The sequence below is a fragment of the Aliifodinibius sp. S!AR15-10 genome (assembly GCF_031569985.1).
Lineage (GTDB): Bacteria > Bacteroidota > Rhodothermia > Balneolales > Balneolaceae > JAMQKA01.
In genome coordinates this window covers 14,947-32,639 of record NZ_JAMQKA010000064.1, presented here as the reverse complement: position 1 = coordinate 32,639, position 17,693 = coordinate 14,947, and the positions used below count along the sequence as shown (strand labels likewise).

8 protein-coding genes are annotated in these 17,693 nt (G+C 49.4%); all 8 read right to left on the bottom strand.

The features are described 5' to 3' along the window. Positions 1 to 310: 310 nt before the first annotated feature. Complete coding sequence (locus NC796_RS24180; RefSeq protein ID WP_310688391.1) at positions 311 to 1,492, bottom strand: glycoside hydrolase family 18 protein; 1,182 nt, start codon at positions 1,490 to 1,492, stop codon at positions 311 to 313. Positions 1,493 to 1,681: 189 nt separating this feature from the next. Continuing rightward, a complete protein-coding gene (locus tag NC796_RS24175) occupies positions 1,682 to 5,062 on the bottom strand; it encodes a VCBS repeat-containing protein (protein ID WP_310688390.1) in 3,381 nt (1,126 codons plus the stop codon). A gap of 134 nt (positions 5,063 to 5,196) precedes the next feature. Next, positions 5,197 to 6,726, bottom strand: a complete 1,530-nt coding sequence (locus tag NC796_RS24170; protein WP_310688389.1) for a SusD/RagB family nutrient-binding outer membrane lipoprotein — start codon at positions 6,724 to 6,726, stop codon at positions 5,197 to 5,199. A gap of 9 nt (positions 6,727 to 6,735) precedes the next feature. Continuing rightward, entirely contained in the window at positions 6,736 to 9,975 is a 3,240-nt protein-coding gene (locus NC796_RS24165; protein ID WP_310688388.1) for a SusC/RagA family TonB-linked outer membrane protein, read from the bottom strand. 695 nt (positions 9,976 to 10,670) lie between these two features. Then, positions 10,671 to 11,768 carry a hypothetical protein gene (locus NC796_RS24160; protein ID WP_310688387.1) on the bottom strand — a complete coding sequence of 366 codons (1,098 nt, stop codon included), beginning with the start codon at positions 11,766 to 11,768 and terminating at the stop codon, positions 10,671 to 10,673. Between the two features lie 248 nt (positions 11,769 to 12,016). Then, positions 12,017 to 14,776: a TonB-dependent receptor gene (locus tag NC796_RS24155; protein WP_310688386.1), complete on the bottom strand. Its 2,760-nt coding sequence runs from the start codon at positions 14,774 to 14,776 to the stop codon at positions 12,017 to 12,019. A 1,383-nt stretch (positions 14,777 to 16,159) separates the two neighbouring features. Then, entirely contained in the window at positions 16,160 to 16,345 is a 186-nt protein-coding gene (locus NC796_RS24150; RefSeq protein WP_310688385.1) for a hypothetical protein, read from the bottom strand. A 520-nt stretch (positions 16,346 to 16,865) separates the two neighbouring features. Further along, the gene (locus tag NC796_RS24145; RefSeq protein WP_310688384.1) at positions 16,866 to 17,687 is read right to left on the bottom strand and encodes a TonB family protein; all 822 of its coding nucleotides are present in this window, start codon (positions 17,685 to 17,687) and stop codon (positions 16,866 to 16,868) included. Between the last annotated feature and the right edge of the window lie 6 nt (positions 17,688 to 17,693).

Here is a 17,693-nt window from a genome sequence, read left to right as displayed (position 1 = left end):
AAGGCACTGGCTGACAGCGCCTCCGGTAGGCCAACTACCATCTCTACAACAGTATGTAAAAGAACATGTTGCTTAAGTCGGACAACATGTCTCTACTTCAAGGCACACACGTCAGTTCGAGATAAAAACTGTCATTGCGAGGGATTAAGTGACCATCGGGATCCCGACACCTGTCGGGAGGCAATCTCCCGGGGGTGAACAAAAAAACGGACGGGGGATCGCCGCGTCGACCTCATCATTAAGCCAAAAAGGGCGACAAAGAGCCTCCTCGCGATGACAGTTATTATTTTGAGTTAGTTTTATATCAGAACTATTCCTTAAGCCCTTTGTATAACACATTCAACAACTCCTCACTAGGGTCATAGGCATGATGCCAGTACATGGCCCCACCCAATCCGCGTTCACGAATAAACGATGTCTTATTCATTAAAGACTCAGAATCATCGTATGAAATAAAGGTCCTCGACCCCCGGTTCCAGAGAAACGGCGCTTTGGCGACATCATCCCAGTGGCGATTAAAACCGTTTTTATCGATGTACTTTTCTTTCAGCTCTGAGTATTGGATAAATCCGTACCACTTGCCAAAGGGCTGCAGCAAGCCGTTATTTTCGGGATTGACCTCTGTCCAGCCCCGACCATAAATAGCGACGCCCACCACTATTTTCTGCGGCGGGATGCCAGCCTCAAGGTGTAATTGGATTGCCGAATCGGTGGTACGCAATAAGGTATCTAAATCGGAAGGGTACAACCCTGTGTGATGTCCGGTAGTTGCCGATCCCACCGTGTACATGTCATAGCTCATCACGTTTACGAAATCCAGGTAGGTGTGCACTTTTTTCATCTCCGTATGCTCGAAATAACGCTGATCGTCGTTGCTGGCTATAGTAAGCAATAAACGATTCTCTCCCGTAAGACCCCGTTCATCGCTCAGGGCGTCAATATGTTCCCTCAGCGATTTCATCATCAGGGTAAAGTTTTGCTTGTCCTCTTCGCGATACTTTATGCCCGGCCCCGGCTGCCCCGGGAATTCCCAATCGATGTCGATGCCGTCGAGACCGTAATGACTGATCATGGCAATAGCACTCTGCGAGAAAATCTTGCGCGACTCATCGCTAAGAGCGGCATCCGAAAAACCATCGGCACCCCATCCTCCTACGGAAACCAGCAGCTTCAGGTCTGGATTCTTTGCTTTCAGCGCCTGCAGTTGTGCCAGGTGCTGGGCTGAGCGGGATTCGTCCCTGAAAAATATCTCTCCCTCATCATTTACGAGGGCAAAAGCGTAGTTTATATGGGTCAACTTGGCCGCACCCATCTTCCAGTAGTTCATATCACCACCAGCGTAAGCGATGATTCGATAGGGTTTATCCGCCTTGTTAATGCTCTGGCTATTCACAAAAGTGAACGGAATGCTTAGGATTAATACAAAAGCCAGAAGGCCCAGAGATAACCTGGGGAGTACGCTTCCGAGAAAAGTACAAAGTTTGAATTTCATGATTGTTGGATTTTTTATCATTTACTATGTTCAACAACATCTCTCAGTCATCCCTGACCCTGATCCGGGATCTAGCTGGGGGACAGTAGCGTTGATTTCATCCATATCCTCATCAAAGTTTATGATCCCTGCGAGATCCTGAATCAAGTTCAGGATGACTGAGAGGCTAGCATCGTTTTATTCGTTTCTTCACTCGTTACCCAACCGATACAAATAAGCCATCATTGCATTACCGTAACGGCCCAGCAGGAAAAGCGGTCCTAACCTGGTGGGGATCCACTCAATCTGCCTTATATCTCCGGATCCATAAAAACCGGTTTTGTCCGGCGTCAGGGGTGTGTAATCGAACCCTCCATTTGCTTTTAACAAAACGCCCTGCCCTGCCATCGGACCGACTTCAGGCCGATTTCCAAAGTTGTTTCCTACGGCCAAAACGTCAAGTCGACCGCTCTTGAAGAAGTCCGCAATTACCATATCATAAACAGGAGCTACCTGGGCCAGGGCAGGTAAAGGTTTGGGCTCAAACGTCCCATCTCCTTTATTAATGAACACGGTGGAAGCAAACGTATCTACCCGAAATTGCCGGGCACTCTTCAGCTGTCTCTCTGATAAAACTTTTGAGATATCTGCTTTCGACCATGATTCATAATCGGGGAATTTATCTTTGTAGCCGGGAAGTTGTTTAAGAAACAGGTCTCTGTCGGGAACCGGGTAACGATTGCCATCAATAACGCTTGTGATGACAGGATCGTCATACCCATTCCTGTCGAAGTCTGCCAGATACAATGTTACTGGATTTCCGGGTATTGCTTGCAGAGAGGCGTTCAGTCCACGATTTCCGGCCACCAGGTCCGGTCGCCCATCGCCATCCAGGTCAGCCACCTTGATGACATTCCACCAGCCGGAAGTATGTTGCAGACCCATTTCATTAGTGACTTCGGTAAACATTGATTTCCCAACAACACCCGTATTTTTGAACACACGAACCGGCATCCACTCTCCCGCAATAATCAGTTCGCTTTGACCATCACTGTCCAGGTCGGCCCATGCTGCATCAGTTACCATTCCAGGATTCACAAGTTCCGGTGCGACTTTCGCCGTAACATCGGTAAAGATCCCTTTATTATTTTGCAGCAAATAACTTTGCGGGGATTCCGGGTACCGACCGCTCAAAACCCGACCCCCTATGAACAGATCGGGCATATTGTTGCCGTCGATATCGAGCACAGCGACCGTCCCCCCGCTGGAATACATCTCCGGCAAGGCATCCGGGTAGTAAATATAGTTCCCCAAGCCATCATTCAGGTATAGACGATCCTGGTAGGCAGGGCCGTTTGAGGGATCAAAGTTCCCACCGCTTACCACATACAGGTCAGAATGGCCGGATCCGTTGGCATCAAAAAAGACGGCGTCGATATCTTCATAGGTGCGATGTTCCTCAAAAACGGGTATATCAGCTTTTGAAAACGTGCCGTCAGATTGCTGCAAATAGAGCACAGCGGACTGGTCTTGTACACCTCCAATAAAAATATCAATAAGACCGTCACTGTTAACATCGGAAACAGCCATAGCAGGTCCCAGGTTGGAGAGTGTGTGGGGCATCAAGGGGCTCTGGATTCGGTCCCGAAAGAACGCTCCCTGGTGGACAAAATTTAGCCCCAGTGCCTGCTCGTCCAGCAACACAAATATGTTTTCAAGATCATCCACATCTTCAGAGAGAGATTCCACTACCTCCTTGTAGTCGATCGTAAGTGTTTGGTTTACTGCAACATCCCAGATCGATTGTTTTGATTGATCGGACCAGGTCACTGCTACATCAACCTGTTCCAGGCTACCCAGCCCGAAATGCAAAACAAGATCTACAGAAGACTGAAAACCACGACTCTGGTATGCTTCCTGGTAAAAGATGGATCCATCCGATGCAGTAAGTTTTACTTTGGCTCCGGTTCCAAAGGTATTGTATTTCGAGCCCTCCAGCCGGACTTTCAGGTAGTTGTTACTGCTATTTTTACCTGCCCTGTTTTTATACAAAAAGGGAGGTTCATTGATATTGCTGACGATCAAATCCAGGAATCCGTCATTGTTAAAATCGGCAAATGAAGCAGCGCCTGAAACAGAATTACTCTTAAGTCCCCAGGCTTCAGTTGCATCTTCAAAGGAGAAACCGTGTCCCCCACTCGGAAGTTTTCCCGCGTTACGAAATGCGAAATTGTGCATCTGCACCTGCTCCATCTGCTGCACGAGCTTGTATTTCAAATTCGGGTCATCAGGAATTTTTTCGTTGGGAAACCGTTTCCAGAGGATGTTATTCAGGTAATCCAGGTTCGTATAGAAACGGGGAAAACCATTGGTGATAAAAACATCCTTGCTGCCGTCGTTGTCGAAGTCAGCCATCAGGGCAGACCAGCTCCAGTCGGTCATGGAGACGCCTGCCAGCTGCCCCACTTCCGTAAAAGTGCCATCCCCGTTATTCAGATGCAGCATGTTCCGCATGTTCTGCCGGTGATAGCCATGCCGGGCCAATTCATCATAGATATCATAATCCGGCGTTTTGAATACACTACGGCGCTGATATTCAGGCGGGAGCATATCCACAACCAGGATGTCCGGGAAGCCGTTGTTGTCGATGTCGGCAATATCGGAACCCATGGAGAAATAGGAGATCACATCGGTCCGAACCAGGATCTCATCTTTGAAAGTACCATCACCCTGGTTGATATACATATAATCGCGCTCCATGTAATCATTGGCCACATAGATATCCGGCCAGCCGTCACTATTCAGATCAGAAACTGTAGCACTCAATCCAAACCCGATCGGATTCTGCAGGATGCCGGCCTTCTCACTCACATCGGAAAAAGTGCCATTACCATTGTTTCGGTACAGCTTGTCGCCGGCCAGTGGATCCCGTTTATTACGGATTGTCCTGACGTCAAAACCGGACAGGTACCTCGTGTTATAATTGACGATGAACAGGTCCAGCAGGCCGTCCCGGTTATAATCAAAAAAAGTGCCCTGGGTGCAATAGCCCGGGTCATCAACGCCATACTGGGCGGCCCGTTCTGTGAAGGTTGGAATTTGCCCGTTTATGGGAGAAACTCCATTATTGATAAACAGCTTGTTTTTCCGCTGCTCTTCGTCCAGATCACCCGCCTTACACACGTAAATATCCAGCAAACCGTCCGCGTTGACGTCAGCCATAACGGTACCTGCCGACCACCCCCCGGAATCACGCAATCCAGCAATCTGGGTAACATTTTTAAACTTAAATTCTCCAAGATTCAGGTACAGGGCATTCTCCCCCTGGTTGGCAGTAAAATAGATATCCGGAAGCCCGTCACTGTTGAGATCCCCAACGGCAATCCCTCCTCCGTTATAGAAAAATTCGGACTCCAGGATGTTGTTTCCCGGCCCCTCTTCCAGCCTGTTTATGAAATGGATCCCGGTATGATCAGGGGACAGAGCCTCAAAAAGTGGACCTGTTGAAGGGGTTTCCTGGCATTTTGCAACGTTGGGAATACCCAGACCAAGCAACATACAACCCCAAAATATCGTGTATTTGTTTAACATGTGCCTTGCAGGTATAATCCGCCTGTAAAAAGAATAGGAAAGCCATGGTTTCTGACCCAGAAACCATGGCTTTTTAATGTTACCAGTGCAATGATTAGTAGTCCATACCAAACCACTTTAGTCTGATTAACTACTCACTCCACATCCCACCACATGCGGGTAGTGAACTGGTCCGGACCCTGGCGATTTACGGCCTCGTTAAAGGCATCAGGGTTACCACTTCTCTCGCTCAACGGGTATCGCAACCGTCGCGGAATCGTACCGTTGGATTCGTTTCCGGGATAATTCACGGGCGTAAGCTCGGGATAGCCGGTTCGTCTCCAGTTGGCATACGCTTCATACTCGTTCAGGAAAGTGGCAGCCCAGTACTGCTCACCCAATAACTGATCCCAACTGTTGGAATCATAGGGATTTGCAGCGATGTAGTCATTGATATCAGCAGCGTCGACTTCCAGCGTGGGATCGTAGAGGGAATACATCTGCATAGCTGCCCTCACGCCGTTTTCATAGTGTGTAGCAGCATCACCATTAGCCCAGCCCCGTTCGATCGCCTCTGCGGTAAGAAACTCAACCTCGGCGTAGGTCTGGAAAATCATTGGTGACGACGTCAACACAAACAGCGGATTGATGCGGCTGTAATCGTCTCCTTCCCCGTAATTGGGATCAAAGTTCTGAATGGTAGTCGCATCGTAACCGTTAGGCAGTCCTTGTGGTGGACCACCGTTGACCACCCAGCTCAGTTTCTCCAGTCGGGGATCGCTTTTCCCGGCCATCCAGTCTACAAATGTCTTGCTGAGCCTGGAAACATCATCGTTGGTAAAGGCCTGACCATTCCAGAGGAATACTTCACCGATACCATTGCGGTTGATCCCCTCAGGACCGTCGGTGTGCTCGATATAGCAGATATCATCATTGCTCTCCATCACCCCTCCTGCCAGTGCTTGCTGAACCCAGTCCTGTGCCCCGTCTGAATCCACCTTGGTCATCCGCATGCCGAGACGCAACATCATGGAGTAAGCAAACTTACGCCACTTATCGACGTTCCCGCCATAGATCAGGTCTTGGGAGCCGGGGTTGCTGGCATCAGAAGTTAAGAGGGCAGCCGCGGCTTCCAGCTCATTGAGCATATCCAAGTAGATCTCCTCCTGGGGATCATAGGAAGGGAAGAATGTGCCCTCAATAAAACCTTTACCGGCCTGGGAATATGGAACATCCCCGTAATGGTCGGTAACCCTGTGGAATGCAAATACTTTCCATATGCGGGCAATGGCATGGTAATTCACCCACTGCTCCTGGCCTTCCACCGTCGGATCGGTGATCTCAACCAGGTTCACAAGGTCCTTTATATAGTTGGTATAGGCCCGGGCCCAAAGCGAGCCGGAGTACTGATCGTTGAAGGTATACTTGTCACCAGCCCAATACCCTGCAAGGGCGGCAAAGTGCTGGACCATCGTTGATTGATATATCAACACGGCACGCCAGTTTTCAAATCGCTCCCCAGAGGTCTGCAACTGGGTATAGGCCAGTATGAAGCCGGGATCCAACTCTTCTGCAACCGTTGGGTTCTCATTCAGGCTGTGCAAGGTGCTCGTATCACAACTACCCAGGGTAAATAGCGATACAAGCAGACAGACTACCATATATCGAATTTTTTTGTTCTTCATCTCTCTATCCTAAAATTTTACATTCACGTTCAAGCCGAAACTTCGAGTCTGGGGTACACCAAACCACTCTAATCCCTGGCCGTTGTTGGTATTATATGTCGACTCGGGATCTACATTGTCTACTTCACTGTAGATTAACCAGAGATTACGGCCCACAAGCGAAAGACTCACGTTACTGAACGGCGTGTTTTGTACAATGTCAGCGGGCAAATTATAGCCAAGCGTTACCTGGCGCAGCTTTATAAAGCTTGCATCTTGTACAAAGTATTCTGCAATTGTAGAAAGCCTGCCATAGTAGTCCTGGACCGTTACGATACCTTCGGCGTTGGGATCACTCCCCGGAATATCCCAGGTCTGTGCGTTTCCATCCTGATCTACCCCGCTGATAGTTAACCCGTTTTCCCGTCCTTCGAGCGTTGCTTTATGCATGCCGTTGCCATAGGTTTGCGAATTTGTACCGGTGTAAAGATCTCCACCGAATTTGAAATCAACCAGGAATCCCAGGTTGAAATTTCGCCAGGATAAATCGTTTTGGAGGCCACCGGTATAGGGATGGATACCGCTGCCCAATACACGAAGTTTACCATCCACAACAGGCAAACCGTCAGCGTCATACACTTTCTCTCCATTGATTCTCATGTGGCTGGTTCCTACGATCATACTGTATCCGCCCTTAAAGAATTCTCCATCCTCATCAGTATGGGCTATTCGGTGCTGCGATGAGGCGTTCAGGCTCCGGGCCTCTTGGTCCAGCAGCAGGAAGGCATCCTGGAACAGGCGGTTTACCTTATTCTCGTTATAAGAGAAGTTGACGGCGACATTCCAGTTGAAGGTCAGGCTGGTGATCGGTTTCACACTTACCAGAAACTCATGCCCGTAATTGGTGACCTCTCCCACGTTGACGGTTGCCCCGCTGTACCCGGAAGTCTGGGAAATGGAGGCGTTCAAAATGTCATTCTCCGTTTTCTTATGATAATAGGCATAATCGATTCCCAACGTATTGTCGAACAATCTCAGATCCAACCCTACCTCATATTCTTTAAGTGAAAGCGGGACCAATGAGCTATTCGGTACATTGGATTGGTTGATCCTACCCAACACGGCACCCTGGTGTCCCTGTCCGACAAGCCCGTAGTTCAGGGCCAGCTGATAGGGATCGGTTCCACCACCTACTTCGGCCCAGGAAGCGCGTACTTTACCAAAGGTAATGAAGTCGGGCACGGGGAACGCATCTGAGAATACAAAGCTCGCCCCAACGCTGGGATAAAGAATACTATTTGAATTCATAGGGAGCGTTGAGAACCAGTCGTTTCGGAGCGTACCGGTCAAAAACAGCACATCATCATATGAGACTTCGACTGAACCGAACAGGGAATTTATGCCCAGTTCACTGATTCCGTAGTTGAAGCTCCTGTTGGCTGCATTACCGATGGTATGCAAGAACGGAACGCTGAAGTTTTCACCCCGGGCGTCCAGCGTTTCTACATCTCGCCTCATAGCGTTGCCACCAAACAGGCCACTAAAGCCAAAATCCCGGTATTCCTGATTGAAACCGATCAGGTATTCAAAGTTGGTCTCCCGAACCCGGTTCTCAATCTCATTCATAGCTCCCAAGGCTCGATAGGCCGTACCATACGGTTCCAGGTTGGTTCTTCGGCTGGTATACAGGTCCATACCCAGGCGGCCCTGAACGTAGAGCCAGTCCATCAGGTCATATCGTAACAGCCCAGATCCGAGGATCCGGTCACGCACGTTGGAATTTTCAAACTGGTGCGTGGCCCACCAGGGATTCTGACTGAAAATGTTGTCGGAATACAACAGTTCCGTTCCATCAGCCTGTGCACCCAGCTTATCGGTCGATCCCTTCAGATCTGCAACATTGATACTGGGTGGCAACACAGAAAGTGTATAGTTGGCATTGCCCGGGGCGTCGGAGAGCCGTGCGCGGTTATCGACATCTTCCCGGGAATACTGGACACGGGCATCTACTGTCAGTCTATCCGCCCACTGCCCGTTGGTACTCAGGCTCACAGTCTGGCGATCCATCCCCGAATTTGGAACAATAGTCTCATTTCGGAGATCGGAGAATGAGAGCCGGTATGACTGGTTGGAAACCCCGCCGGTCAAGGCTACAGTATTGGTCGTGGTGTAGCCTGTGCGATAAAATTCATTAAAGTTATCGTCATGTGCCACATAAGGTCGCTGTGCACCATCGAACTGGTATACCATGGATCCATCAAGGCGTGCACCCCAAGCGCTAGCTCCATATTGTGAACCCTGGGCTGCGTTAGCCGGCTTGCGTCCACCGGTGCCATGGCCGTACTCATCCTGGAAATCATAAGTGTTGATAAACCGGTCGATCGTTACATTGGAATTCAGTTCTACCCCAATTCCCTGTTGGGCCTCTCCTCCCACACCTGATTTTGTGGTGATCAGGACCACGCCATTGGAGGCCCTGGAACCGTAAAGAGCTGCAGCTGTACCGCCTTTGAGCACGTTGATGCTTTCGATGTCATCCGGATTCAAGCTGGTAAGACCATCCCCCCAGTCAGAACCACCCCACATGCCGGCAGAACCCAGCTGTGTGTTGTCAATGGGTATGCCATCGATTACATAAAGAGGCTCATTATTGCCGCTCAGTGAGACATTTCCCCGAATTGTTACCCGGCTTGAACCGGCCACACCGGTGCCTATATTGCTTACATTTACCCCGGCAACCCTACCCTGCAGGGCATCACCGAGATTCACTTCACGCGCTTGTGTTAATGCGTCACCCCCTACTTCGGTAACCGAATAACCCAGTGCCTTTCGGTCTCTTTCTATACCGAACGCCGTAACTACAACATCATCCAGCTCCAACAAACCCGGCTCAAGCTGAACATCGATTGTGTTTCGACCATTAACAGGAACTTGCTGGGTAATATAACCTGTAAAAGAGAATACAAGTATGGCATTTGCCGGCGTATTGATCTCGTAGGTGCCATCGGCATCAGTTGTAGTACCCTGCTGGGTACCCTGAATCACGATGTTTACGCCGGGCATAGTAACATTATCGTCGCTGCTTGTGACGGTGCCACTGACAGTAAGAGTTTGAGCAAACGCACTTACCGATGCAAATCCAACCACCAGAAGAATTACTAACGTTGAACAAAGGATTTTCTTCTGAGTACGATTTAGTTCATAAAAAAGCCAACCAGCGACCTTTTTATATATGGAGGATGTAAAACTCCAGTAGTAGTTCTCATACATAATCGGAGGGCTTAATATTGATGTTTTAGTAAATCATCGCATTTATTTATCACAATGATTTAATGTTCACTGATAGAGATGCTTTAATAACCGGAAATGAAAACTTCTCTCTCTTCACTCATCCCAGCTACTTCAAGTTTGCTTGACCTATTTTCCCTTGAGTCCCTTCTATCAATTTATCGAATAATCAATATTACGCACCTCTTATGTAATTAACAATATTTAACGAATTTTTTTTGCAGGGTAAGTCCCAGTTTCTACTAGCTTTATAGGAAGGCAAAGCTCCTAGGCAAGCCCTGATGAAACGGTAAGCTTCTATGGCACAACCGATTATCTTATTTGTAACGGATTTAGCGGTTAGATTAGATGGCAAAGAACCAAGAAATACCCTCTGTGTCATCCCGGACATCCAACAGCTGTCTCGTGGTGGCACTAAACGTTGATCTGTTAAGCCGATATCAAAGATAGAGGCTCTACGAGATCCTGAAAGAGATACTGAATCAAGTTCAGCACAATGGTTCAGGATGACTGAGCGGTTCTATTGTGAATTATGGCTTCATAACTCAACCGCTAAACGCGTTTTCCTTATACAACATAACATCCTGTTCATCCCCTAATCCTGTAAATCCCGGTTCCAATTTCTGGCAAAGCGTTCAGGGTGCGCTGGAGTCACTCAAAAGGAAATAAGAAAATGATTACTTACAGTACGAAAGATTAAGCGAATCGGCGACCTGCTGCCAGGATATTGCTGTTACGCTGCCATCGTCGTGGACCGGGTAAAACGCGCCCTGCTCAAAATCCCCAAATGACTGCTGCGTCAACCAAATACCGTCGGTATTACGGGTAATCTCTCCCTTGAACGTTCCCAGGTGCTTTAATGACTGACACTCAAATACCTGGAACTTATTCTCGTCTGATTCATGCTGATCCGTCATAATCCAGTAGCCCGACCCATCCGGGCAGCTGTACAGTGCAATGCCCTCCGGCTCGCTGGTAAAATAGTTGCTGGGAACCATCTGCCCGGTAAAGTTCCCCTCCAGGTCATACACTTTGACGCTGCGCTGGTTAAACGCCTCATCAGCAATCAGCAGGCGGTTGTTATCCGGGTCGGCATAGATCGACTCCACTTTGTGCAGCACGCCCTCCCCGATGATCTCTCCAAACAGTTTCACATGCTGGGATTGCAGCGAATCGCCTGCCGTAGAAAAACGAAAGTGGTGGACTCGCTCGTCCAGCTCTCCCTGTGGGGGATAGCCTTCGAGGGCAGGATTATAGTTGTCCGTCACGTAAAGTTCATAGCTGTCTTGCCCTGTTGAAAAAACAGTCAGCCCATAGGGAAGGCGCAGATCTTCATGACTCAGTGATCCGAGCGATTCAAATTCCGGCAGCCTAAAGACCTGGATACGCTGGTTATCGCGCTCCACCACCAGCACCAGGTCATCGATCACGGCAATGCCGTTGGGACGTTCAAACTGCCCGGCCCCGCTGCCACTTCCTCCAAACCGTTTGATCAGTGTGCCGTCGGTGGCATCAAACGCGATGATGGTGTCACCCTCTTTGGCGGTGGCCAGCAGCCAGTGCTGTCCGTCGGGACCGTGCCAGACGGCGGGACTGTCCACATTGTCACCTTCGTCCCACGAAGTCTGAAAAGCTTCTTTCAGGACTACTGATTTGGGCTCATCACCATCCACAGCTTTTTCATTTTGACAAGCCAGGAACAAAAGCATCAAAATAAACAGTGGTAAAAAAACAACATTAAGAATGGTACTATAGCCTAACTGTTTGAGTGTCATAGATATAAATTGAATAAGTAAATTTGACGTAATGTTGACTTAAGAGAGGTTTGTAAAAACTATTCCTTGTAACTGTCATCGCGAGCCCCGCGTATTTCGGGGCGCGGCGATCCCCTTTCATTATCTGAGGCAGCTGGGTAAGATTGCCAAACTCCATACCTGTGTAATGACAGATTAGTATTTAAAAGTATCTTGGTAATAAAAGGTGCAGCCCATATCATTGGACCACACCCTGTGATCAGCTAATACTAAAGATTAAATTTTACCCCCAGGTTGCCCCACCATGAATAATATTCCTGCTGTTCCGGCCGCGAACTTACCCCGTTGTAGTAGCGAAGCGGCTCGTTTGTCAGGTTGATCAGCTCCAGGAATACATTGACGCCCGGCGTAACCTGCTGACTGGCGGAAACATCGAGCTGCACGTGCTCATCATAGATGCGATCATTGTCTGCGCTGGTACGCAGCTCGTCGATAAATGCCCCGGCGTAAGAGAGCGATACCCGACCCGAGAAGCCATACTTTTCATAGGAAAGCGCAAGGTTGCCTGTGTTTTCTGCTTGACCGGGCAGCGACACTGTTCGGGCCGCTCCCTCTTCGGTGATCAGGTTGGCCTCCGACCAGCTGTAGGTGTAGTTGGCGTACACCCCAAATCCGGAGGCAAAGCCGGGCAGAAAGGTTAGCTGCTGCTGCAGGTTGAGCTCAAATCCGAACAGGTCTGCATCTTCTCCGTTCACCGGCTGTGTAGCTTCATACCCGTTGTAAGGCGCCTGCCCATACTCGTAATTCCTGATATAAATGAAGTCGTCAATCTGCTTGTAAAAGAGTCCGGCAGAAATTACCCCAACATTGTTGAAGTAATATTCTGCCATAAGGTCAAAGTTCATCGATTTGGTCGCCTCCAGGTCCGGATTCCCGATCTCCAGCTCTTCATCTTCCCTGCTGATAAGGCGATAGGGCGCCAGGTCGAAATAGTTGGGTTTGGAAAACGAGTTGGTCCAGGCAAAGCGAAGATTTGCATTGTCGGACATCTCGTACTTGAGGTGAAGCATCGGCAGGAAGAACCCGAAATCGTTGCTGCCTGCCGTAGAAGTAACCGGCAGCAGATCGCCGTTCTGATCAAACTCCACCTGGTTTCCCCGGTAATCAACGGTGGTGTATTCATAACGAGCACCGATCAGACCGCTGACTGAACCCTTTCGGAGCGTTGTCATAAGATAGCCGGCGTAAGTATCTTCATCGGCTGAGTAGCGCTCGGTTTCAGTGTCCTCTATACTGTCCTCCTGTTCCAGCTCAAAGCTGCTTCGGTTCTGATCCCAAAACGCCCCCAGCTTGCCCTCATCAGGAAACAATCCTACATCTTCGGGATATTTCCCAAACAGGTAGTCTTCATCCTCAAAACTGCCGCGCACGTCACCGTAGAGGAAGTCCCCGTCATAATCATAGATCTTGATATCGGGGTTGCGCTCCTTGTTTTTGGCACGGTAAAGGCCACCGAACTTCAACTCGCCGTAGATATCGGAAAGGTCATAATTGAGTTTCATGTTGAGGCGGGAGGTGAAATGCTTGTCGGAGGTCTGCTCGGAGCTATTCTCGAATCCATCAAACTCGAAAGCATCATAGTTGTAGGCCCCGGCACCGGCGGGAGCGGCAGAGGTGGTAGAAAACTGCGGATAATCGGGATTCTCCCTCGTAAGCTGCATGAAGTCGATCTCCTCCTCGTTCTGATCCTCATACGCCTGCACAAACACCACTTCACGATCCTGCGGCGTGTTTTGATCGGCATAGGAGTATGACAGGGAGTAATCCACCTCAAACCGATCGGTGATAAGATGGTTCCCTCCACCGGACAGGCTGAAGATCTTCTGCTCTTCAAATCGATCCTTGAACTCACGGGCAATTTCTACGCTCTCGATACCCATGGCCCGGCGCAGCTCCTGGTCTGAGAAGTAGTTGTAGTTGGTATTGAGGTACAGTTTCGAACCGGGATTAAAACGATAAACAAACGATCCGATCAGGGCCATCCGCTCGCGGGTCAGTTCATAGTCACGCAGCTCGAGAAATTCGAGATCCCCTTCGTCATATTCCATCTCGTTGTTGTCGGAGGCGCGGTTCGAGTAGTTGTAGCTCGCGCCCACCAGGTAACCAAATTTGTTGTCCGCAATGCGATTCCCGTAGGTGAATGAGCCGTTGCCGCCGAGCGGGGAGTAGTCCCTGTTTTGGTTGTTGTACCCCGCCGAAAGCGTGGCTTTCATCACGCGGCCGCCCTCAACTGCCGAGAGCGTATTAAGGTTCACTGAACCGCCAATGGCATCACCGTCCATATCCGGGGTAATCGCCTTGTTTACTTCAATGCTGGATAGGACGTCGGTCGGAATCATATCAAGTGCTACAAAGCGAACATCGCCTTCGGGTGACGGGATCTGCTCGCCGTTGACACTTACATTGCTCAGGGTGGGATTGGTACCCCGCACCTGGATATAGCGCGCTTCGCCCTGGTCGCGCTGAACAGAAACAGCGGGCACGCGCCGCAGGGCATCAGCCACGTTGGGATCGGGGAAGCGCCCGATCAGGTCAGCGGCTACCACGTTTTTGATGTTATCGGACGTCTTTTGCTGGCTGAGGGCACGGGCTTGTCCCTGGCGGTTGCCCTGCACCATGATCCCGTCCAGTTCGACAAAGTTGTCATCCAGTGCAACGGTCACCGTTGCTACCTGGTTGACTTCAATATCAACCGTCACCTCTTTGGTCTGGTAGCCGATGTAGCTTACCAGCAGTACCTGTTCGCCGGCTGGAATCCCTTTCAAGTTAAAACGCCCCTCAGAACTAGTGGCTGTGCCGACGGAGGTGCCCTCGATACGCAGGTTGGCCCCGGGCATCAGATCACCCGTGTTGGAATCGGTTACCGTTCCTGAAAGACTACCCGTTTGGGCCATCAGTGCCAGTGGACTGACAAGCAAGACCCAAAAGGGTAGGAAAATTTTTAGCTTTTGTAGCAATTGAGAGCACATGTGGTCGTTCCTCCGAGTTGTGTGGGATTGATAGAATTGTGAAAGGCGAAGCTACACAACTGGCTTTTACTCAATATTGACTAAATGTTACCGTTCTGTGATTGGGTTGTTATCTAGGTGTTAAGAGAGATCTGCTACCAGGCAAAAGTTTAACACAGAGGTTCGCGAAGCAGGCACAAAGGACCACAAAGTTTTTTCACTTTGCGAAACTTCTTTGGGCGCTTTGTGCAATAGCTTTAAAGGTCAGAATTATCCCAAAAAGGCCCCTATCTGGCGCAAGTTTGCAACTTGTGCCTTACAAGCAGTCAGCTGCTTTTTATTGGTCCAAGTTGCAAACTTGGACCAGTAGTGAATACTATTTTTAGAAAAGAGGCCTTACCGAGAAAGATTTCTTCCCGATAACCTTCAGGATCAAATGACGACAGCGGGATGAACCTTGGTATTGGTTGCTTCCCTCGGTTTTCAATTCCAAATCTGGCGCAAGTTTGCAACTTGTGCCTTGCAAGCAGTCAGCTGTTTTGTATGGATCCGGGTTGTATACGTGGACTAATCGTGGGATGTCGATATTTCTCCCTCCCGGTCGAAATGACGACGTCGGGAAGAGGCCTGAACATTGATGCTGCCCTCTGTTTACCCACCCTTAAATCCCTCCCTAATGAATCAGGGAGGGAAGCTCATTTCCAATTTGTGTAAGCCTTATCAACCCATCCCCCCTAACTGGCGCAAGTTTGCAACTTGTGCCTTACAAGTCAGCCGTTTTGTATTGGTCCCAGGTACAAACTTGAAACAGTTGTGGGAGGCTATTTCTTGGGCAGAATGGACCGCTCGGTTTAAGAAATTGCCAAAATAATACTTCATTTGCTGAACTTGAGGATTTAAGGGTTTTGATTTTTTCAACGATTAAATCCGCCAGTGGTCGGACTAAAGAAATGAACCAAAAAAATCGCCGGTTGGTATTAAATGCATTCAGCGTGTAATCTTGGATAAAGCATCTTGGGTTTATCATTGCTTACTGCTCCCACCGCCGGTACTTATAAGGATGGTCTGACTGCTCCGACTACTCCGCCTGCAGTATCCATACTATGTACCCTGTCCGACATTATGGTGTCGACCCATCTGACATTGTAGAGTCAGGCTTCCTGGCATTATAGTGTCGGATTGTATGACATTACAGTGTCGTGCTCCGTGACATTGTAGTGTCAAGCAACCTGACATAGTAATGTCGCAGAGGATGACATTGTAGTGCCAGACAGCATGACATTATAATGTCGTACACCTTTTGCTTATAAGGACAGGCAGGCGGAGCAATAAAGAACAAAGAGGTTGTCTAGTAAAGAGCAGTTCGGTAGACCAAGAAAATAGATAATAAGTCCGGTGGCCAACCTACTTGCGTTGGGAGGTCGTTGCACTGGCGAACCCAAAGCTCATGGCCGACCGTGCAACGGTCTCCCAACTGTATGGGACAAACGGTCTCTCGGCAAAATGAGCAACAACTGGAACCAGGATATTCAGGATTTGGGGATCGGCAGGATGTAGTGTTTTTGTGAAAAGAAATCCCCTATCTGGCACAAGTTTGCAACTTGTGCCAGATAGGCTGTCAGCTGCTTTTTATTGGTCCAAGTTGCAAACTTGGACCAATAGTTGGGCTTCGGAGGAAGGTGTACCTGTTAATCTGTTGGGAAGCAGTTGCACTACCGACCGGCAGCTTTGTGGTCGACAGTGTAACTGCCCCTCAACAGAGGGTACAACGGTCTTCCAACAGTATGCTTCTCAAACCTATCACAAAGGAGAGTGTCATGCCCTCAGCCACGGAGTGACGGGAGGGAGATAGTATTGAGGGTCATAATCTGTTGGTCCCTAATGCAGAGCCTTTTTTCGTTAAGACTACAGAGAACAGGCTAAAGAGATCATTTGAGATAATCTTCTGAATTCATTCCGATTGGTCATCCCCCAAAACCCCCTTCGAACTTCGCATTCTGCTTCTCAAACTTACTCGCCACAAGAGTGACTTTACCTCTTGTTGGGGCACGCTGCAGCGTGCCCGTACATAACCGAGTTTTCCAAGGCTATAAAGTATTGGGTAATGAGATCATTGCAGCACGAAACGGAAGGTAATCGTACCCCACTGGTTTTGCTGGGGGACGCCGGATGGAAGACGGGAAAAACGCCAGCTTCGAAGAGTTCGTATTACTTCGCGCTCCAGCTCGGCATTCATCTTTTTGAGCGGAATGATTCTTCCGAGCGTACCGTCCGGCTTTACTTCAAAGCGAATGGTGATGGTTGCCTCGGAATCGGCGACGTTGTCGGGGAGGGGCTGCACCATCGGGGCACGATCTATCTCGCCCTCAAAACTCAGGTTGTATGGAGAAGATTTCTCCGTCTCATTGCCCGTGCCCTGGTCAGCATTGATATCTCCTTCACTTCCCTCCGTATCGCCGCTTGTTTCTTCGCCCTCCTGCACCGTCTCATCCTGCTCGGTTTTGGGGGGCACAGTTATCTCCTCCTGCTGTTCCTCGGCGGCTTCTTCCTGGGGCTCTACCTTGTCGGTTTCCGGGGTCTGAATCTCCTCTTCCTGGATCTCCTCCTGCTGGTCGGGAGCATCGACCGGCTTTGTGGTCTCTTCGGTGGTGGTTTCTTGCTCCTCTACAGGCTGAGGCTGCTCGGGCTGCGGATTTTCAGGCTGTGTCTCGGAGGGATCGGGGCGGGTTGCAACCTCTTCGGCCTGCTGCTCGGAGTACTCGGCCTGCGTACCGGTGCTAAACTCTCCAAACTCCACCTCAATAAATGAGGGGCGCAAGTTCCGATTGATACTGAAGGTATACAACAAGAAGAAGATCACCAGCAGCAGGTGAAATCCACCCGTCACAGCCATGGCAAAACGATCTTCTTCATCAAATTTTTTTAGAATCATCCTACT